Below are 18,879 nucleotides of genomic sequence, written 5' to 3'. Positions count from 1 at the left end.
TTGCACCGAAGGGAATCGCCATGCGCCTGACTCGCCTATGCCTCATCGCCGCGACCATCGTCGGCGGCGTCGCCGCGTCTTCGACACTCTCCTCCCGGCAGGCCGGAGTTGACCCGGCGTCGGCCATGCACTGGCGTCAGATTGGGCCCTCGCGTGCCGGCCGCGCGCGCCCGCTCGCCGGCGTGCCGAGTCAGCCGAACGTCTTCTATGTCGGTTTCGACAACGGTGGCGTCTGGCGGTCCACCGATTACGGCTCGAACTGGACCCCAATCTTCGATCGTGAATCCACCGGCTCCATCGGCGCGATCGCCGTGGCGCCTTCTAATCCGCAGATCATCTATGTCGGCACCGGCGCCGCCATCATCCGTCCGGATCTGTCGACCGGCAACGGCGTGTACAAATCCACCGACGCGGGAAAGACATGGACGCATCTGGGGCTCTTCGATAGCCAGATGATCGCGATGATCGACGTCGATCCGCGCGATCCCAATCGGCTCTTCGTCGCCGCCCTCGGGCATCCGTACGGGCCAAACGCCGAGCGCGGCGTGTTTCGATCGACCGATGGCGGGAAGACCTTCCAGAAGGTGCTCTACAAGGACGAGTACACCAGCGCGAACGACGTCCGCATCGATCCGTCCGAACCAAACACGGTCTATGCCGCGCTCTGGGTGCAGCAGCAGAGCTACATCGAAGGCGGCGCGTTCGGGAGCACCGGTGGTGGCATCTTCAAGTCCACCGACGGCGGCACCACGTGGAAGCAGCTGATTGAGGGGTTGCCCGCCGTCATTCAGGCCAACCTCGGCGTGGCGCCGGGCGATTCGAAGATCCTCTACGCGACGATCGCGGGGGGCCCGCCTTCGCCTGGGGCTCCGGCCGGGCAAGGCGCAGCGCCGGCAGGACGGGCCGCGGCTGGAGGGCCGCCTGCGGCCGGGGCTCCGGCCGGGCGTGGCGGCGGCGGCAGCATCGGCTTGTACAAGTCTGTCGACGGCGGCGATCACTGGTTCCTCGCGGTGCGAGGGCCGAACGGTTCGGGCACCCGGACGCCCGACAACCGGCCGCTTGGGCGCATCGGCGGCGGCGACCTTCCGCCTGTCATCGTCGACCCGAAGAACCCCGACGTCCTCTACACCTGTTCGACGGTGCTGTGGCGATCGGAGGATGCCGGCCAGACGTGGAGCGCCGTCCGCGGCGCACCCGGCGGCGACGATTATCAGGGTCTCTGGATCAATCCGAACAACACCGACATCATCTTCGCCGTGGCCGACCAGGGCGCGGTCGTCTCGGGCAATCGCGGCACGAGCTGGAGCAACTGGTACACGCAGCCGACGGCGGCGATGTACCACGTGACGACAGACAACGCGTTCCCGTATCGCGTGTGCGGCGGCCAGCAGGATTCCGGATCGGCGTGCGTGGACAGCCGCGGAAACGATGGTCAGATTACGTTCCGCAACTGGAGCCCGGTTGGGATCCAGGAGTACGGCGAAGCCGCGCCCGATCCGAAGAACCCGGATCTGGTCTACGGCAGTTCGCGCAACAACGTCACGCTCTTCAACCGCAAGACCGGCCAGATCAAAAACGTCGGCCCCGATCTTTCCGCGCCTGACGCGAAGGGCATGACCTACACCCGCAACGTGCGGACGATGCCGCTCGAGTGGTCGCCCGTGAACCCGAGCGTCCTCTTCTACGCGCAGAACGCCGTGTTCCAGACCGCTGACGGCGGCAGGAGTTGGGCCCGCATCAGCGGTGACCTGACGCGACAGGCGTGGGACGTGCCGGCGAACACCGGGAAGTACGCGAGCGGCGTGACGCCGGCTCCGACGGGTTCGATCACCGCGCTGTCGCCGTCGCCGATCGACGCAAACGTGCTCTGGGCCGGCACAGACGACGGGCGGATCCAGGTGATGACGGGCGTCGGACGCACATGGACCAATGTCACGCCTGCGGCGATCAAGCCGTGGACGCGCATCTTCAACATCGAGGCGGGACATTTCAGCGCGCTCACCGCGTACGCCGCGGCAAACACGATGCGCCTCGACGACATGAATCCGCACTTCTGGCGCACCGACGACGGGGGCAAGACGTGGAAGGAAATCAACACGGGGCTACCCTCCGGGGCGGTCTCCAATTCCATTCGCGAAGATCCGCGTCAGAAAGGGCTTCTGTACGCGGCAACCGAGACGCAGGTGTGGGTGTCGTTTGATGACGGCGACCACTGGCAGTCGCTGCGCCTCGACATGCCGGCGGTCTCCGTGCGCGACATCGCCATCAAGGACGACGCCACCTGTATGTGCTCTGACCTGGTGGCAGGCACGCACGGTCGAGGGTTCTGGATTCTCGATGACGTGGCGCCGCTCAGACAGGCGGCGGCGCTGCGTGCGGCGGAAGGCGCGCGCGCGGCCTACCTGGTAAAGCCGGTGACCGCTGTGCGTGTGCGTTTCGGCATGAACCCGCCCACGCCGTGGCCGCCCGAGGTGCCGGCGGGAGAGAATCCCCCGCCCGGCGCCATCCTTGACTACTACCTCGCGGCCGACGCGGCTGGGCCGGTCACGCTGGAGATTCTCGACACAGTCAGACGCGTGGTACGCACGTATTCGAGCACGGATCCGGTGCCCGCGGTTCATCCGGCCATCGATCCGATCGCGTACAACAAGATCTGTCAGGAAACACCGAATGCCCCGGATTGCTCGCTGCCTCTGTACTGGCCAGCTCCGCCAATGGTCGTCTCGACCCGCGCGGGCATGCACCGCGTCTGGTGGGACATGCACTACGACCCGATCGGCGAAGGGGGTGGGGGGCGCGGCGGTGGTGGCAGTGCCGGCGCTGTGCCGCATCGGACGTACCCTTCAGTCAATTCTCCGTGGGCGCCGCCCGGATCCTATACGGTGCGCCTTACGGTTGACGGCAAGAACTACACGCAGCCCATCGCGCTGAAGATCGATCCGCGTGTCACCGCGTCTGCCGCCGATCTGGCGACGCTCGCGTCGCTCACGAGCGAGATGTACGAGGGTGCCCGAACGGCGCATGCGGCCTACCAGCTGGCGCGCGCCCTGGTTGCGCAGCTTGACACGTTGTCGGGCGACGACGTGACGAAGTTCAAGGCCGCCGTCGTCGCGCTTGCGCCGGCGGCTGGCGGAGGATCGGGCGCCGGACGCGGCGGTCGGGGCGCAGGGGCCGGCGCAGCAGCCGCCGGCGGGCGCGGCGGCCCGCCTTCGCCTGGGGCTTCGGCCGGGCAAGCCGGGCGGAGTACGGGAGGCGCGGCGGCTGCCCCTACGCTTCAGAGCGTGAGCACGGAGATGTCGTCAGCGGCCATGGCAATGCAGGCGGCGGAAATCGCGCCGACCGCTCGCGAAGTGGCAGCATGCGCCACCGCGCGCACGAATGCCGCGGCCGTGATGGCGAAGTGGACGGCGCTGACCAGCGTCGATCTGGCCGCGTTCAACGCGAAAAGGAAGGCCGCCGGGCAGCTGGGCGTCTTGATGCCCAAGCGTTAGCGGCCTTAGGGACCATTCGATCGGGGAGGTATCACCGGCGGAGCGTCGCGAATTCCGAGGCGCTCCGCTCTCGTCGAACTCTTTCACCCCAACCCAAGCTCGCGCAGCAGCGCCTGGAACCGCGCGTGCCCGTGCAGGTGATCGAAACACGGCATGAATCCGATCCAGACCATCAGCGCATCGTGCTCGGCGAGCCCCTTCTCCAGGCAGTCGAGTACGGCGCTGTCGTTCGCCGGCGCCAGGTGAAGCATGGCGATGGCTGAGGACGGCACGTACCCCGTCTGCGTCCGGCGCGCCACGTCTTTGAGCGCGGCCAGGGCCGCCGTTCGGTCACCGGCCAGACCGCGGACCCACGCGACGGACTCGGCCAGCCAAGGCAGACCGCCGGTTGCCTCGGCCGCCTTCTCGAAGCTCCGAAGAGCGTCCCGGAAGTTCCCGAGTTCGACGTGCGCATACCCCAGGTAGAAATGGGCGAGGCCGTTCGCCGGGTCGAATTCCAGCACGGTGCGCAGTTCCTCGATGGCGCGATCGTACTGGTGCGCCAGAATGTGGGTCCACCCGAGGTTCGGGCCTACGACCGGAGAAAGCGGGTCGAGGTCCTGCGCGAGGCGCATCTCGGTGAACGCCTCGTCGAATCGACCGACGATGCTCAGATAGTGCCCGTTCCAGAGACGGGTCAGCGCGGAGCCCGGGTTGAGCTCGATGGCCCGGGCGAATCCGCGTCCGGCGGCGTCCCACTTCCAGCTGTAAAACGTGTCGATCAGAGCGAGCGACGCGTGAGGCTCGGCGAGCGTGTCGTCGATGTCGAGCGCCCGGCACGCGAGATCGCGCGCCTTCGGAAGAACCGACGCCGGGGGCGCAAACGCCCAGATGCCCAGGGTGCTGTAGCAGTTCGCGAGGCCCGTGTAGGCCGCCGCGAATTGCGGATCGAGATCGATGGCCTGCTGGAAGCACTCCATCGCGTGCTGAATCTGCCCCCTGAATCGCCGGTGCCAGAAGGTCCGGCCCTTCAGGTAAAGGTGGTAGGCCTCCAGGGAATCCGTCGGACGCCGGGCGACTCGCGGGTTCGTCAGCAGCTTGACCTTCAGCTTCTGCAGAATCGCCGCCGAGATCTCATCCTGAATGGCGAACAGGTCCACCAGCCGGCGATCGTACTGCTCGGACCACACGTGGTACCCGTCGGCGGCGTTGATGAGCTGCGCCGAGACTCTGACGCGATCTCCCGACTTGCGCACGCTGCCCTCGAGCACTGACGCCACGTTCAGCTGCCGGCCGATCTCCCGCACATCGCTGTCGCGTCCCTTGAAGGCAAACGACGAACTGTGGGCCACCACTCGGAGTTGCCTGACCGCCGTGAGGCCGTTGATCAACTCCTCGGACAATCCGTCGCAGAAGTACTCGTTTTCGGGATCGCCGCTGATGTTGGCGAATGGAAGCACGGCGATGGCGGTTGGCGGAACGGTCGCGCCGGCGGTGTCTGCGACGAAACCTGACGGGCGGGCCGACGTCTCGATGGTCCCGATCTCGGCGATGAACTTGTAGCCGACGCGCGGGATCGTCTTCAAGTACTTTGGCTGATGCGGGTCGTCGTCCAGCGCCTGGCGCACCTCCGTCACGCAGTGCGTCAGCACGGCCTCGCTCACGTTCGTGTCGGCCCATACGCTGTTCAGCAGTTCGTCTCGGGTCACCAGGCGGCCGCGACGTTCGACGAGCAACCTGAGCGTCTCAAACGCCTTCGGGCGAAGCACGACCGGCTGCCCGCCTCGGAGGAGTTGGCGTTCGCCGGCCTCGAGGGTGAAGTCGCCGAAGCGGTAACTGCGCGTGTCGCCGGGCATGGCAGGACCCTCCCGATCGCTGAGATTTTGCAGCTTTTCGTCAGGTTTGTCATCTGGCGCGTTGCTAGGCTGCCCTTTGTCGAGGAAACGAAAGGAGCAGGTACGATGCGCATCAGGATGATTGGCGTTCTCGTTGTCGGAATCATGGTCGCGGGCGGGTTCGCGCTCACCGCGGCCCGGTCGGCGTCGCCGCTTGTGGCGGGCGGCACGGAGGTAGCGCTGGCTAACTGGACACCCGGACAGGGAATGATCGGGCCTGGCGGGAAGATCCGCGGCTGGACCACCGTGTTCAAGGACACGCTGGTCGGGCCGGCGGGTGAGTACTCGAGCGCGGCTGGACCGGTCGTCATGAACTGCGATCTCGACGACACCGTGACCGGCCCGTGCTGGGGAACGTTCGAGTTCGAGAATGCCGTGGGCAAGTGGGTGGGGACGTGGCAGGGCACATTCAACTTCGCGACCGGGGCCGGAAGCTACAAGGCTCAGGGACATGGCCAGGGCGGTATGAAGGGGATGGTGCTCGAAAACGACGTGGTCTACCCGGGCGGTGCCTTTGCGGTGAATGGTGTGCCGACCGGCTACGTCTACTCCACGGTCAAGAACGGCGACAAGGACTAGAGCCGGTTTCAAGACGCGATTTCAAGTGCGCCGGGGTCGCCACGTCGTGACCCCGGCGTCCGTCATTCGTCTGCCTCACCAATCCTTCCGCCTGGGGGCTCCTCGCGAAAGTCACAGCGGCAGCCAGGTGCCCACGCCCGCCTTCAGCGCGCGCTCATAGACCAGCGGCGCCGTGGCGATATCGTCCAGCGCCAGTCCGAGATTGCAGGCCATCGTGCGCTCCCGCGGCGTCTCTCTTCCGGGCCTTCGGCCGGACACCAACTCCCCGAGGTCCGCGTGGATTGGAGGGATGTGCTGGAAGTAGCCGATGTGCCGGTAGTGTTCCAGTTGTGGCACATCGTCGGTGCAGAACTTGTCGACCTGGCGCAACGCGTCCGGATGCCAATAAGAGTCGAAGTCCACGAGCGACGCAAACGCGCCCTCGGCGAACCAGCCACGTTGGATCGTCGCATGCGGCTGACGCAGGATGGGGCCTGCGGTGACGACGATGTCGCATCCGACGACCGCCTCTTTCGGCTCAGTGACGGGAATGACGTCCAGCCCGCACTGGGTGCTCATGTCGCGCGCGTACGATTCACGCGTCGCGCGATCCACGTCGAAGGCGCGAACAGTGCCCAGTTGGAAGATGACCTTCAGGGCTTCCAGATTGCTGCGGCCCTGCACGCCGCAGCCGAGTATCCCGACCGTGCGCGATTCCGGGCGCGCCAGGCATCGAGCAGCCACCGCGGTTGCCGCGCCGGTGCGCTTCGCGGTAATCCAGGTACAGTCCATCGCCGCAATCGGAATGCCCGTCTCAACGTCGTTGAGCAGGAGCAACCCTGTGATGTACGGCAGGTTGCGCCGGTGGTTCTCCGGGTAGCCGCCAACCCACTTCATCCCGACCGCATTCTGCGAGGGGATATAGGCCGGCATGGCATGAAGGAACGCGTCTGGTCGTGTATGGACGCCGGGCTTGGGCGGCATCTCGACGCGTCCTGCGGCCTTTTCGCGGAACATGGCTTCCAAGGCCGTGATGATGTCCGCCATCGACAGCCCGAGTCCAGCCACGTCGGCCTGGGAGAGATAGAGAAACTCGCGCCCCAATCGATCCGTCACGGTTGATCTCCTGTCGGGTGCGGCGGACTCGCGGCTGCTACTTCTTTACGAGTTCCACGCGCCTGTTCTTCGCGCGGCCGTCCTCCGCGCGATTGTCGGCGATTGGCGCTGTCTGGCCGTACCCTTTCGCGGTCAGCCTGTCGGCCTTGACGCCCCGCTCCACGAGCGCGGCCATCACGGCCTGGGCGCGATCCTGTGACAACTTCAGGTTCGCCTCGGGTGTGCCGACGTTATCGGTATGCCCGGCGACCTCGACGCGGAAATCGCCCGCCGCTTTCAATGCGCCAGCCGCGGCGTCCAGGGTCTTGGCCGAGTCGGGGTTGATCGTCGACTTCCCTGTTTCGAAGTTGATATACAGCGCGACGAAACCGTCCTTGGAGAGCTTGTCAACCAGTTCGGTGACACTGACCTCCTGCTTCATCTCCTCGCGTTCGGATACGGTCATCACGTAGTTGCTGCCATCCTCGTCGGCCTGCAGGAACGCCCAGACCTCCTTGCTGCCCTTGACGAACTTCATCGTCAGGCCGTAGCTCAAGCAGCCGTTGCCCATGTCGGGCATGCGTTCCTGTTCGTAGTTGGCCTTGCACCAGCCCGGGTACTGGCCCTCGATCGTGCCGCCGGCCTTCTTTGCTGCGTTCTCGAAGTTCCGCATGATCTGCAGGCCGCTCGGAGGCGTCGCTCCGTCGTTCAATTCGTACTTGATCCACTGCACCGGTCCTTCGACCGCGATCGGCTTCGTATTGCGGTCGGTGTCGGGAGGGCCCACCGGGAACGCCCGGAGATCGAACTGCCTGCTCTGGCATCCAGTGATATGCATGTTGGGAAAGCGGGTGAACAGCGGGTGATCCTTGCAGCCCGCTTCGTCCTGCTGTGCCTGCGCCGAGACAGCTGCGAGCAGACACAGCACCATGGCACCAACGGTCAGCCTCGTCATCGTTCTCCTCCGGTTCACGTCGCGGGTCAATTCCGGTCGGCAACCGGCCGAGTCCGCGCCGCCCCCGGCAGTTGGCTCCACGAGGCTAACGGGGCGTTGTCGCGGAGTCAAGGCTCGGCTGGCAACAGGCTCGGCGCGACCAAGAAGGGGCGGGGAGACGGTGGGGCCAGATGGGACGGCACTGACGGCCCACACTTCGCCCGAGACGCGTCACACGCGCCGTCCCGCGAGCCCCGCGCGCGAATATGGCAGCCTCGAACAGCTACTGCTTGATGACGATGAACCACGCAGCGACAATCGGACCCTGTGGACCGCGGCCACGTCCGCCCCGTCCCGCCGTCGGTGGCGGCGCGCCAGCCGCTGGCGGCGGAACCGGACCGCGCTCGGGCTGGAAGAGGTACACGTTGTGCGTCATCGGATCCACGGCGATCGTCTTTGCGCCGGCAAACGTGGCGACCGTCGCAACCACCGTGTACTTGTCGGGCGAATCCTGGTGGACGACAGTCACATTGCCCTCGCCCCCATTTGGAATGTAAATCAGCTTCCTGGACGCATCCCATCCCAGGGCGTCAACGCGCGTGCCGTTCGTGATGGACGCCACGACCTTGCCCGTGCCCGCATCGACGACGACAGAGGTGTTGCTGCAACCGGAGAAGATGCGGTTCGACGCCTTGTCGTAGGCGATGCCGGTCGGCCCTTCGCAGGGTGCGAGCGGCCAGGATGCGGTCACCTTCCACGTCTTGACGTCGATCACCTGGATCGTGTTCTTGCCTTCGTTGTTCACGAAGACGTGTCCCTTGCCATCGGCAGCGGCGCCTTCGGGGGCCGTGTCTTCCAGCTCGACGGTGGCAACAATGTCCCCGGTCTTGGGATCGATCGCTGTGAGCGTGCCGATCGGACGGCTGTGATTGGTGAGGATGATCTTATCGTCGGGCTCGTCGTACATGATGCCGTCGAGACCGGGGCCGACCTTGATCTGCCTGAGCACCGCCAGTGTCTTCAGATCGAACATCGTGACGGTTTCGTCGCCGCTGTTGGTCGTGAAGCCGTGGCCAGCCTTGGTGGCGAAGCCGGCGCCATGCACGCCTGGCGTGTTTGGAATGTCGCCGAGCACTTTGCCCGTCGCGCCTTCGACGACCATCATGTGGGTGGAACGCGAAACGAACACGCGGCCCGTGGCGGCTTCGACGGCAACGTAGTCGGTGCCGCCGTCGCCTTTGATATCAAACTTCTCAACCTTGAACGTCTGCGCGTGCCCGACGGGAGGCGCGGCAAGACTGAACGCGCAGACGATAGCGAGTGTAATGAGCAAGTGTCTGGTCATACTGGGCCTCGTTGGTGGGTGCGAAACGCAAGTCGACGGCCGCGAGAAGTGCCGCAACGAGATGGCGTCAATTATAGCCTCGATCTGCCGGGCCGCTGGCGTTGCCGGGTACCGACACGCTCAGGCTGCTGGTCGACGGAGCCACGGACACCCAGACGCTGGTCGTGCACAACGACCCGCGCGTGGGTGAGAGGCCCGCCTAATCGACCCCGTGCTTGATCACTCTGTTCTTGCCTTGCGACTTCGCCCTGTACATCGCGTCGTCGGCCTGCATCAATAAAGCCTCTGGGGTCAGGCCCTGCTCATATCTGGCGAGGCCTATGCTCAGGGTGCGAGAGACGGCCGTGAGAGGCGCGTCCTTCGTCTCAACTGTGATTTGCTCCTTCTCGAACGTCGTGCGGATTCTCTCCGCCACCACCCAGGCGATCGTCAGATCGGTGTCCGGGAGGATGACCACAAACTCCTCCCCGCCGTATCGGAACGGCCGGTCGTGTTTCCGAGTCTGTTTCCTCAGGAGGCCGCCGAGGCAGGCGAGCATCGCGTCGCCGGACGAATGACCATAGTCGTCGTTGATCGACTTGAAGTTGTCCACGTCGATCATCATGAGGGCAAACCGATTCTCGCGACGTTGACAGCGGTCGATCTCGTCTTCAAGTGAAGTCATCAGATAGTGGCGGTTATAGAGTCCCGTGAGCTTGTCCGTGACGACGAGTTCCTGAATCTCCCGGTTCCTGGTGTCGAGATTTTCCAGCGATGAGAGAAGCTCCCGGTTCAGATATTCGATCTTGTCGATCTGGGACCGGGTCAGCCGCTTCTCCTTGCGTAGCAGAAAAAGGAGATTGTTCAGATTCTCGCCCAATTCCTCCACGATTGTCGGACAGGCCGTCAGGAAGACATCGCAGGCCCTGCAGTTCTGGTACTTGTCCGCGAAAGAGCCCTGGATGTCCCCCCCGCAGTACGTGCCCGCGATCTGCCAGCAGCGGGCCGCTTCATCATGGTAGGCGGGACAAACCTCGCGTGTGCAGGTCTTCTTCTGCAGGCAGTGAATGAGATGGGGATTCTGAAAACATGCCTTCTCGTCCCGAATCGCCCGGTCGAAAAGAGGGACGATCTCTTCCCGGATGCGGCCGATGATCGCCTGGCAGGCAGCGTCTCCAGCTGTATCATCCAGCATCGTTCCTCCCGGAGTGTTCCTCCGCTTGATCCCTGCAGTGCCAGTGGACTGGTCGCGCGTCGCGACGTCACGTTGTCAGTAACAGTCCCGAAGCTTAGTCTTCCGCCGCACGCACCACAAGAGACAGTTCGTTATTCCGCTAAATTCGGACGGCCTGCGTGTCCTGCCCACCTCCTGCTCGAGCCGCGTCACCAGGAACACGATCGACGCGCGGCTGACGCAAACGACTGTGTGGGAAGGGTTTGAGTTTGGCTGGGAGGCAGGGAATTGAACTCCGAGACGCTGGTCCGGAATCTCCTGGCCGCTCAGTGAAATCTGGACTTGCCGCGCGCGTAGCGTGGGCCAGGGGCCCCTGACCGCGGCCTTCGTTCTTCTCTCCGCTCCGGCGCCAGCGGGACACGCAACGTCACTGAGTCAGGGATCTCAACACGGCATCGAAGGTGGCGAACGGGTAGGCGCCGACAATGGTCTGCGACCCGATGATGAAGGTCGGCGTGCCGAAGACGCTGTACTGCTGCTCGGCGGCTGTCTTCATGTTCGTGATGCCGTTCCGGAGGCTGGTGAGAGTCAGACACGCGTCAACCTCCGCGCCGGTCATCCCCGCCTGGGCGACGACCGCCTTGATCGCGCTTGTCGGGTTCCCGCTGCCTGCCCAGGTCGCCTGCGCCTGGAATAACAGGTCCAGTACGGTGAAGTAGCGATCGCCGGAGCAGCGGGCCACCATGGCCGCCGACATCGCCACGCTGTCCAACGGGTAGTCGCGGTAGATGAGCTTCACCTTGCCGGTATCGAGATAGGCGGCCTTGATCTGGGGCAGGGTCACCGCGTGGAACGAGGCGCAGTGGGAACAGGTCAGCGACGAATACTCGATCATCGTCACCGGCGCGGCTGCATTGCCCAGCACCTTGTCGGCGAGCATGACATCGAGGGTCGGAAGTTCGACCGTGGGACTTGGCCCGACCACGGAGGAGTGCGTCGCATTTCCTCCGCAGGCCGTGGCAACGGCGGCCAGCGCGATCGCCAGCGTGGGAATCAGGGCGAACCGGTCACTCCGCATCATCCGGCCATTCTGGGGGCACCCAATTCTATCGCGCCAGGAAGCGGCCCGCGTCAAGGCTGTTTTGCACGTCTGACGCGACACGCTGTGTGCGGCGCTCGGAAACGAGGCCTGTTCTCGCGCGTGGAGGCGAGAACGAGGGCTGGCGGTGGGCGAGGCGGACGCGGCGGCGGCGCGCCGGGTGGCGTCACGTCGTTCACGGCGTTGAACGGCTCCTTCAACACGCTCGTGGCGCTGACGCAGAACGGCATGGACATGCCCCCAAACAAGGCTCAGGTCGATACCTGGGAAGCCGGTTGCAGGGATTACTCGGCAACGCTGACGGCCTGGAAGGCGATGCAGGGCGTGTGGACCTGGTGAACTTCAACGGACTGCTCACCAGGAGCAACCTGACGCCGTTGAAGGTCACGCCCACGGCGCTGACGGCGCCGGCGTCGTGCACGTTCGTTGCGCCGGCTGCCGGGAAGCAGTAACGGCCTGTCGTTATCAGTCGCTGCGGCCGCTCTCGTGGCCTCTGGGAGTGGCTTGGTTTGCCCTCGGCTGAACCTCTCCCAGACGAGGACGAATCCCGCGGCGCGTTCGATGAGCCCAGGCAGACAGCCGCTGGTTACCTGCTCGATGACCCTTTCCGCGGCGCGTTTGCGGAATACAGATCAGGAGGTACACTCAATGAATCGTCACAGCTTCCGGATCGCCTGCATCGTCGTCCTCGTAATCGGGTTGGCCGGCCCCGCCGCCGCGCAGGGCCGCGCGTGCTCCAACGACACAGTGAAAGGCGCGTGGGGCTACACCGAGACGGGTTCGGTGATCGCGCCTGCTCCCACGGGCGGCACCGTCGTCGTCGCCGCCGCTGCCGTCGGCAGGTACAACTTCGACAAGGCGGGGAACTTCGAGGGCGAGCAGAATAGCAGCGCCAACGGAGTCGTCGGCCCCGACACGAAGCAGGGAACCTACACAATCAACCCCGACTGCACGGGGACGCTGACGCTCACGGCCTACAGGGGCGGCGTGGCGCAGCGTCTGTCCGTCTGGGCGTTTGTCATCGACGACAACGGGCGGGAGATGCGGGCCATCATGACGTCGATGACGCTCCCGAACGGCACCCCCTTGTCGCCGATCATGACCATGACGGCGAGAAAGGTGATCCCGGGCCGGGAACAGGACGAATAGGCGGGCGCGGGCGGCCTTCGCCTCTATAATGAGCCGGGAGCGTGGCGCCGATGGCCATCGACCAGGAGCGCTGGCGACGGGCGGAGGAGCTCTTTCACGCGGCGCTCGCGCGGCCGCCCGAGAGCCGTGCGGCCTTTCTCGAGGAAGCATGCCGCGGCGAGACCGATCTGGGCCACCAGGTCGGCATCCTCGTGGCGAACGACGAGCGCGCCGGCGCCTTCCTGGAGACGCCGGCGTTCCTCCAACTGGACACCGCGATGCCCGATCGCGGTTCGCTGGTCGGCCGCCAGCTCGGGACCTACGACCTCCTCTCCTTCATCGGCGCCGGCGGAATGGGCGAGGTGTACCGCGCCCACGACAGCAAGCTCGGCCGCGACGTCGCGATCAAGACGCTGCCTCCCGAGTTCGCGCGCGACGCCCGCCGCCTGGCACGCGTCCACCGCGAGGCGCGGACGCTGGCGTCGCTCAACCACCCGAACATCGCCGCGATCTACGGCCTCGAGGAGTCGGACGGCCTCGACTACCTCGTGCTGGAACTGGTGGAGGGGGATACGCTTCGCGGGCCGTTCAACGTGTCCACCGCTCTCGACTACGCCGGCCAGGTGGCAGGCGCGCGGCCTCGAGGTCGACCTTCGGGCGGACATCTGGGCGTTCGGTTGCCTGTGTTTCGAACTGCTCGCGGGCAAGCGCGCGTTCCCCGGCGATACCGACGCGGGAACGATCGGCGCCATCCTCTATCAGGAGCCCGACTGGACGGCGCTCCCCGACGGCACCCCACCGGACGTCCTCGGCCTTCTGCGCCGGTGTCTCCGCAAGGACCCGAATCGCCGGCCGGGAAGCATGGCCGAGGTGCGAACGGTTCTCGAGGAGACGCGGCGCCAGCCTGCCCGTTGGAGGCGCGCCCTGGCCCAGCTACGCCGGCCACGGTGCGCCGTCCCCGCGGCCGCACTCCTCCTTCTGCTGGGGTACGCCGGGGTGCGCCTCGACCAGTACGTTTCCCGGGTCCGCTGGGTGAGACAGTAGGCGGTGCCGGAGATCTCTCGGCTGGTCGAGGCGGGCAATTACGAGGCGGCCTCTCGACTTCTCCGCCGCGCGGGCTCGATCGTGCCAGGCGATCCCGCCGTGGCACAGATTCGCGACAGGATCGCGATGCCGGCGACCTTCGGGACGAACCCGGCCGGCGCGGAGGTCTGGGCGACCGGCTACCGGCCAGACGACGAGGACTGGGTGCGCCTGGGAACCACGCCGTTCACCACGAAGTTGCTGCCAATCGGGTTCTACCGCGTCCGCCTGCAGAAGCCGGGATTCGAGACCATCACCGCGAGCGCCGAAGTCCGCGGCGGCAACGTGATGGATTTCGATCTCGACCCGGTGGGCAGTCTCCCGCCAGGGATGGTGCGCGTCTCCGCCGGCATTGCGAGCATTGGCGCGCTCGACGATGTCAAGGTCGGACCGTTTGTGATCGACCAGCTCGAAGTCACGAACAGGCAGTTCAAGCAGTTCGTGGATCGCGGTGGATACCGGCAGCGCCAGTACTGGAAGCAGGAGTTCACCAGGAACGGACGCCCCCTCGCCTGGAGCGAGGCGATGCAGGTATTCCGGGATGCGACCGGCCAACCCGGCCCCTCTACATGGGCGGGGGGCGGGTACCCGAGTGGCCACGACGACTACCCGGTCAATGGCGTGAGTTGGTACGAAGCCGCGGCCTACGCGGAGTTTGCGGGGAAGCGCCTGCCCTCAATCTACCACTGGCAGCGGGCGGCCAGCCCGGGCTGGTTCTGGGAGATCGTAGAACTCAGCAACTTCCGCGGCGACGGGCCGGCCCCGGTCGGTTCGTCCCGCGGCCTCGGCGCCTACGGCACGCTCGACATGGCCGGCAACGTGAAGGAGTGGTGCTCGAACGAGGTGGCCGGGCAGCGCTACGTCCGCGGCGGTGCCTGGAACCAGCCGGTGTGGACGTTCGCGGGACCCGACGCGCGCTCGCCCTGGGATCGTTCGCCGGAGAACGGCTTCCGCTGCGTGCGCGACGGGGCGCTCGACGGGGCGGCGCTCGACGCACCGGTGAGGCGGGAGTTGATGGACCGAGGCGACGAGAAGCCCGTCCCGGACCACGTGTTCGATCTCTGCCGAAGTCTCTACGCGTACGATCCGACCCGCCTCGACGGGCGTACCGAGGGCGCTGTCGTGGAGACGAAGGACTGGAGGCGGGAAACGGTGTCGTTTGCGTCGGCGATCCCGAACGAACGGATCACGGCGTACTTCTACATTCCCAAGCGCGCGACGCCGCCTTACCAGGCGGTTCTCTACGCAAACCCCGGCATGGCGATGAGGCTCCCGACACCAGAAGACGGCGAGGAGCGGATCTTCGAGTTCATCGTCAAGAGCGGGCGGGCCTTCCTGCACCCGGCGCTGAAGGGCTACTACCACAGGCGCTACGCCGCGCCGCCCGCCGGCCCGAACGACTCGCGAGACCGCCTGGTGGCCGAATCGAAGGAATTCCGCCGCTGCATCGACTACCTGGCGAGCCGCGCGGACGTGGACCGCGAGCGCCTGGGTGTCTTCGGCGTGAGCCGCGGCGCAACCGTCGTGCCGATCTTCGCCGTGGGTGAGGATCGGCTCAGGTCCGCGGTCCTGTTCAGTGTCGGTCTGACGGCGAAGCGCCTCAGGCGCACCGAGGCCGATCCGTTCAACTTCCTCCCCCGTTTCAAGGTGCCCACCCTGATGGCCGCGGGACTCTACGACTTCTCGTTCCCCATCCGAGACGTCGCAGCGACGGATGCTCGCCCTTCTCGGGACGCCCGAACGGGACAAGCGACTGATCCACTGGCCGGGGGGCCACGGTGACCTGGCGCCGAATTACCCCGAGCTGACCAGGGAAACCCTCTCCTGGTACGACCGGTATCTTGGCCCGGTGAAGTAGGCTGGTCGCCGGCTAGGTTGCGGGGTTCTGGCGGGTCAGTTCCGCAAGGAGCCACGCCTTGGCCAGCCGCCAGTCGCGCTTGGCGGTCTCCACCGAGATGTCGAGGGCGCGCGCCGCCTCCTCAACCGTTAGCCCGGCGAAGTAGCGCAGTTCCACCAGGCGGCTCTTGCGGTGGTCGAGGCGGCGGAGTTCCGGGTAGGCGAGTTCCATCAAGCGGTCGCGCGATCCGGGTTCGCCGTCCCGCCAGGCGGCGAGCAGCGCAGTGATCTCCGGGCCGCCCTCTGTGGCCACGCGCTCCGTATCCTAGACCGTTCGTCCTGACGCAACCGCGCGGGCGGATGCGTCCGTCCATGGTGGTGTAGCATACTTGACTCGAGATGATATGGCGGCGTGCCAGGATGCCGGCGCGCAGGACAGTCGGCCTTCTGGCGTTGCTCGAATCTGCGGGAACCGTTGAAAACCGCGAGGGCAAGAATGCGAAGTGCCGCAACCCGAATCCTTGCTGCAGCAGGCATCGCGGCGGGTCTTGCGTGGGCTGGCGCTGTGATCTATTGCGGGGCGATCCGTCAGGGCTACGACCCGGTCAATCAGTTTGTCAGCGAGCTTGCCGAGCGAGGCAGTTCCACTGAAACCGTCATGCGCATCACCGGGTTCTATCTCCCGGGGCTGCTGGTTCTCGCGTTTGCCGCGTTCGTGCTCATCCGCTCGGCAGGCTGGGCCGTTGCAGTTCTCCTCATCATTCATGCGGCTGGCATTTGGGATCATGCACGTGTGGCTGGCGGCCTTCGCGCTGTCGATTTGGCCATCGACTACCGAGGTCAGTAATCGGCCGGTAAGCAGGATAGCGTAGCGGCCCCCGGGCAAATGGAGCCGACCCGCTTAGGAGCTGGCCCCTGTTTCAGCAGAGTCTCGAAGATTCTCTCAAGATAGACGATGAACCGCTTCCTGATCGTCAGCCCGCTGACGCGGGCGAAGACGACGTAGCCGATTGTGATGACAAGGACTTGAAGGTTTGGCTGGGAGGCTGGGATTTGAACCCCGAAACGCTGGTCCAGAGGCGCAAACTTCGACGGTGACGGTGACGGTGACGGAATATGTCGGTCTTGTTGGGGTTTTCGGCGGGGATCTTCAGGACTGGTGGGGTCGAGAATGCTGGTTTCGTGCGCAGTTCATCAAGATCGATGTTTCTCACCGATGAGGGCGACAGATTCGGGTTGCACCGCAGCGGGTATGGAGGGGCTCGTCTCAGGCAGCGTTCTGGTCTCGGGATTGCGCCACAATTTGGTCCATGCCTTCCGTCAGTCTCAAGGCCCACTACGACGGCAAGATCATCCAACTCGATGAGCCTCTCGACTTGCCGGCGAACGCGCGCATGATGGTGACCGTCCCGCCGCCCGTCAGTCGTCGATAATGAAGGTCACCATCATGTTGACCTGATACTCCGAGATGGCATCGTTGGTGATCCGCACGTGCTGCTCCTTGATCCACGCACTGCGGACCTTGCGCAGCGTCTTGTTCGCCCTGTCGATACCTTGCTTGATCGCGTCCTCGAAATCGATGGTCGACGTCGCGCTGATCTCAGATACTTTGGCTACAGACATCTTGTCCTCCATTGTCTCGGCATCCATGCCGAAATCGGTGGTGATCGTGGTCGCGCCCGGCGCGGCGCCTACGCCCCGCGACTCCCGCGAAACACAAAGGTCAATACAAAGCCCGCCAGAAATCCGCCGATGTGCGCCATATAAGCGACGCCGCCCGTCTGCGCCGTGTTCGCGATGGAACCGATGCCGCTGAAGAACTGCAGGACGATCCAGAGCCCAATGACTATCAGCGCGGGCACCTGAATCACCTGCTGGCCCTGTAGCACTCGGACCTTTCCCTGTGGGAACAGCAGGATGTAAGCGCCGAGCACCCCCGCAATCGCCCCCGAGGCTCCCAGGTTCGGTATGTTCGAACCGACGCTGAACGCCAACTGAGCAAGAGTCGCCGCGAGCCCACACAGGAGGTAGAAGACCGTGAAACCGATGTGCCCGAAACGGTCTTCCACGTTGTCGCCGAAGATCCACAAGTAGAGCATGTTGCCGCCCAGGTGAACCCACCCGGCATGCATGAACATGGACGTGACGAGCGTCAAAAGATCACCGAGGGGATTGGCGAGGAAGCGGCTGGAAACGAACGCCCACTTCCCGATAAAGACGTCACCACCACTCTGCTCCACAAAGAAGAACAGGACATTCAGCGCGATCAAGGCATACGTGACCAGCGGAACAGTTCTGCGACCGGTATCATCATCGCCGATTGGCAGCATAAGATTTGTCTCCTGCTCCTCTGGTGCGCCTCCACCCGTGCGGACCACTCACCGCTCGCGGGCGGGGATGCCTCCCTGGTCCAGCATCAGAACCAGAGGCTGCGCGATCGCACCAATGCTACGCCCGGCGCGCCGCGACGACTGTTCAAACGGGCACACCCGCGCGCCCTGGCCATACGTCAGCGGTGTCTGCCCAACTGTTCAGGGCCATGCCGTGCGGCTCGGAAAGCCGTCCCGACCAGCTTCATAAGTGTGCTCCCCATTTGCCCCGGGCACTTCATGTACTACCAACATTAGAAGGTCTGAGGCATGGCCTCCTTAGAACTTGATTGAGACTTCTGTTTCCACTTCTACTGGTTGTCCATCCACGACCGTCGGCTGGTACCGCCGCTGCTGGACATTTTCCAGGGCTGCGGCTTGCAGTGGTTGCGGACCTGACAGGACTGACGCATCTTTCACCTTTCCATCAACGCCAATCAGGACCCGCATGCGCACGGTTCCGTGAACGTTCGCGCCCTTCCCCCTTTGCGGATCGTTCAGTTTCGGTTGAGAGACTAGTTTTGCCGCTTGCGCGTCCTCGGCGACGCGGACCGGCCCCTTGTTCGGGACGGCTCGTTGATTCGCTGGCGGCGCTTCGCTCGGCGGCTTCGTCGCCGGATCGGACCGCGGTCGATTTCCGGCCCCCTGCTTCGGAGGGGCCTTATCTGCCGCCTGTTGCGCGGCATCTTGCTTGGCCTTGTCGGCAGCGTCCCGCTTGATCCTGTCGGCGGCTGCCTGTTGCTGCGCAGTGTCCTGTCTAGCCTTGTCGGCAGCGTCCCGCTTGATCCTGTCCGCGGCTGCCTGTTGCTGCGCAGCGTCCTGTCTAGCCTTGTCGGCGGCTGCTTGTTGTTGCGCAGCGTCCTGTCTAGCCTTGTCTGCGACATCCCGCTTGATCCTGTCGGCCGCTGCCTGTT

At 65.2% G+C, this 18,879-nt stretch carries 18 protein-coding genes; 7 read left to right on the top strand and 11 right to left on the bottom strand.

From position 1 onward, the window contains the following. The first annotated feature begins 20 nt into the window (after positions 1–20). Positions 21–3,491 (top strand): glycoside hydrolase, encoded by a 3,471-nt coding sequence (locus NTV05_12475; GenBank protein ID MCX6545209.1) that lies wholly within the window; start codon positions 21–23, stop codon positions 3,489–3,491. Between the two features lie 83 nt (positions 3,492–3,574). On the opposite strand, the gene NTV05_12470 is transcribed toward NTV05_12475, so the two are convergent. Then, entirely contained in the window at positions 3,575–5,326 is a 1,752-nt protein-coding gene (locus tag NTV05_12470) for a winged helix-turn-helix domain-containing protein (GenBank protein MCX6545208.1), read from the bottom strand. Positions 5,327–5,431: 105 nt separating this feature from the next. On the opposite strand from NTV05_12470, the gene NTV05_12465 reads away from it, so the two are divergent. After that, on the top strand, positions 5,432–5,944 hold the full coding sequence (locus tag NTV05_12465) for a hypothetical protein (GenBank protein ID MCX6545207.1): 513 nt from the start codon (positions 5,432–5,434) through the stop codon (positions 5,942–5,944). 111 nt (positions 5,945–6,055) lie between these two features. Here NTV05_12465 and NTV05_12460 read toward each other — a convergent pair whose 3' ends face one another. The 5 genes from NTV05_12460 to NTV05_12440 form a co-directional block, all read right to left on the bottom strand. Then, the gene (locus NTV05_12460) at positions 6,056–7,039 is read right to left on the bottom strand and encodes an ornithine cyclodeaminase family protein (GenBank protein ID MCX6545206.1); all 984 of its coding nucleotides are present in this window, start codon (positions 7,037–7,039) and stop codon (positions 6,056–6,058) included. A 37-nt stretch (positions 7,040–7,076) separates the two neighbouring features. Next, positions 7,077–7,973: an OmpA family protein gene (locus tag NTV05_12455; GenBank protein ID MCX6545205.1), complete on the bottom strand. Its 897-nt coding sequence runs from the start codon at positions 7,971–7,973 to the stop codon at positions 7,077–7,079. 262 nt (positions 7,974–8,235) lie between these two features. After that, positions 8,236–9,297, bottom strand: coding sequence for a YncE family protein (locus NTV05_12450; GenBank protein ID MCX6545204.1), 1,062 nt, complete (start codon positions 9,295–9,297; stop codon positions 8,236–8,238). A 199-nt stretch (positions 9,298–9,496) separates the two neighbouring features. Further along, on the bottom strand, positions 9,497–10,471 hold the full coding sequence (locus NTV05_12445) for a GGDEF domain-containing protein (protein MCX6545203.1): 975 nt from the start codon (positions 10,469–10,471) through the stop codon (positions 9,497–9,499). A 406-nt stretch (positions 10,472–10,877) separates the two neighbouring features. Then, the gene (locus NTV05_12440; protein MCX6545202.1) at positions 10,878–11,531 is read right to left on the bottom strand and encodes a DsbA family protein; all 654 of its coding nucleotides are present in this window, start codon (positions 11,529–11,531) and stop codon (positions 10,878–10,880) included. Between the two features lie 120 nt (positions 11,532–11,651). On the opposite strand from NTV05_12440, the gene NTV05_12435 reads away from it, so the two are divergent. Continuing rightward, positions 11,652–11,888 (top strand): hypothetical protein, encoded by a 237-nt coding sequence (locus tag NTV05_12435; protein MCX6545201.1) that lies wholly within the window; start codon positions 11,652–11,654, stop codon positions 11,886–11,888. A 309-nt stretch (positions 11,889–12,197) separates the two neighbouring features. Continuing rightward, a complete protein-coding gene (locus tag NTV05_12430) occupies positions 12,198–12,698 on the top strand; it encodes a hypothetical protein (protein ID MCX6545200.1) in 501 nt (166 codons plus the stop codon). A 23-nt stretch (positions 12,699–12,721) separates the two neighbouring features. Here the strand turns inward: NTV05_12430 and NTV05_12425 are convergent, their stop codons facing one another. Then, positions 12,722–13,342 carry a hypothetical protein gene (locus tag NTV05_12425; GenBank protein ID MCX6545199.1) on the bottom strand — a complete coding sequence of 207 codons (621 nt, stop codon included), beginning with the start codon at positions 13,340–13,342 and terminating at the stop codon, positions 12,722–12,724. Positions 13,343–13,724: 382 nt separating this feature from the next. Between NTV05_12425 and NTV05_12420 the strand changes: the two genes are divergently transcribed. Then, positions 13,725–15,542, top strand: coding sequence for an SUMF1/EgtB/PvdO family nonheme iron enzyme (locus NTV05_12420; GenBank protein ID MCX6545198.1), 1,818 nt, complete (start codon positions 13,725–13,727; stop codon positions 15,540–15,542). Between the two features lie 88 nt (positions 15,543–15,630). Here the strand turns inward: NTV05_12420 and NTV05_12415 are convergent, their stop codons facing one another. Beyond that, positions 15,631–15,909 (bottom strand): ECF-type sigma factor, encoded by a 279-nt coding sequence (locus NTV05_12415; GenBank protein ID MCX6545197.1) that lies wholly within the window; start codon positions 15,907–15,909, stop codon positions 15,631–15,633. A 183-nt stretch (positions 15,910–16,092) separates the two neighbouring features. Between NTV05_12415 and NTV05_12410 the strand changes: the two genes are divergently transcribed. Both NTV05_12410 and NTV05_12405 read left to right on the top strand, forming a co-directional pair. Then, entirely contained in the window at positions 16,093–16,443 is a 351-nt protein-coding gene (locus NTV05_12410; GenBank protein ID MCX6545196.1) for a DUF998 domain-containing protein, read from the top strand. 463 nt (positions 16,444–16,906) lie between these two features. Next, positions 16,907–17,029 (top strand): hypothetical protein, encoded by a 123-nt coding sequence (locus NTV05_12405; GenBank protein MCX6545195.1) that lies wholly within the window; start codon positions 16,907–16,909, stop codon positions 17,027–17,029. Here NTV05_12405 and NTV05_12400 read toward each other — a convergent pair. From NTV05_12400 to NTV05_12390, 3 genes are all read right to left on the bottom strand, one after another. Further along, positions 17,016–17,219, bottom strand: a complete 204-nt coding sequence (locus NTV05_12400) for a dodecin family protein (protein MCX6545194.1) — start codon at positions 17,217–17,219, stop codon at positions 17,016–17,018. The two genes, NTV05_12405 and NTV05_12400, sit on opposite strands and share 14 nt — an antisense overlap. A gap of 68 nt (positions 17,220–17,287) precedes the next feature. Then, positions 17,288–17,926: a rhomboid family intramembrane serine protease gene (locus NTV05_12395; protein ID MCX6545193.1), complete on the bottom strand. Its 639-nt coding sequence runs from the start codon at positions 17,924–17,926 to the stop codon at positions 17,288–17,290. Between the two features lie 318 nt (positions 17,927–18,244). Then, the coding region (locus tag NTV05_12390; GenBank protein ID MCX6545192.1) for an energy transducer TonB at positions 18,245–18,879 on the bottom strand (635 nt) is incomplete at its 5' end.

Source organism: Acidobacteriota bacterium, assembly GCA_026393755.1.
In the GTDB taxonomy this organism is placed as follows: domain Bacteria; phylum Acidobacteriota; class Vicinamibacteria; order Vicinamibacterales; family JAKQTR01; genus JBAXOX01.
Note: the sequence above shows the minus strand (reverse complement) of the source record. Positions and strands in the feature narration are given on the sequence as shown.

What these genes read in the sequence shown, in the direction of transcription:
- NTV05_12475 (MCX6545209.1), top strand. Translation starts at nt 21, where the DNA reads ATGCGCCTGACTCGCCTATGCCTCATCGCCGCGACCATCGTCGGCGGC.
- NTV05_12470 (MCX6545208.1), bottom strand. Translation starts at nt 5,326, where the DNA reads ATGCCCGGCGACACGCGCAGTTACCGCTTCGGCGACTTCACCCTCGAG.
- NTV05_12465 (MCX6545207.1), top strand. Translation starts at nt 5,432, where the DNA reads ATGCGCATCAGGATGATTGGCGTTCTCGTTGTCGGAATCATGGTCGCG.
- NTV05_12455 (MCX6545205.1), bottom strand. Translation starts at nt 7,973, where the DNA reads ATGACGAGGCTGACCGTTGGTGCCATGGTGCTGTGTCTGCTCGCAGCT.
- NTV05_12450 (MCX6545204.1), bottom strand. Translation starts at nt 9,297, where the DNA reads ATGACCAGACACTTGCTCATTACACTCGCTATCGTCTGCGCGTTCAGT.
- NTV05_12445 (MCX6545203.1), bottom strand. Translation starts at nt 10,471, where the DNA reads ATGCTGGATGATACAGCTGGAGACGCTGCCTGCCAGGCGATCATCGGC.
- NTV05_12440 (MCX6545202.1), bottom strand. Translation starts at nt 11,531, where the DNA reads ATGATGCGGAGTGACCGGTTCGCCCTGATTCCCACGCTGGCGATCGCG.
- NTV05_12430 (MCX6545200.1), top strand. Translation starts at nt 12,198, where the DNA reads ATGAATCGTCACAGCTTCCGGATCGCCTGCATCGTCGTCCTCGTAATC.
- NTV05_12425 (MCX6545199.1), bottom strand. Translation starts at nt 13,342, where the DNA reads ATGTCCGCCCGAAGGTCGACCTCGAGGCCGCGCGCCTGCCACCTGGCC.
- NTV05_12410 (MCX6545196.1), top strand. Translation starts at nt 16,093, where the DNA reads ATGCGAAGTGCCGCAACCCGAATCCTTGCTGCAGCAGGCATCGCGGCG.
- NTV05_12405 (MCX6545195.1), top strand. Translation starts at nt 16,907, where the DNA reads ATGCCTTCCGTCAGTCTCAAGGCCCACTACGACGGCAAGATCATCCAA.
- NTV05_12400 (MCX6545194.1), bottom strand. Translation starts at nt 17,219, where the DNA reads ATGTCTGTAGCCAAAGTATCTGAGATCAGCGCGACGTCGACCATCGAT.
- NTV05_12395 (MCX6545193.1), bottom strand. Translation starts at nt 17,926, where the DNA reads ATGCTGCCAATCGGCGATGATGATACCGGTCGCAGAACTGTTCCGCTG.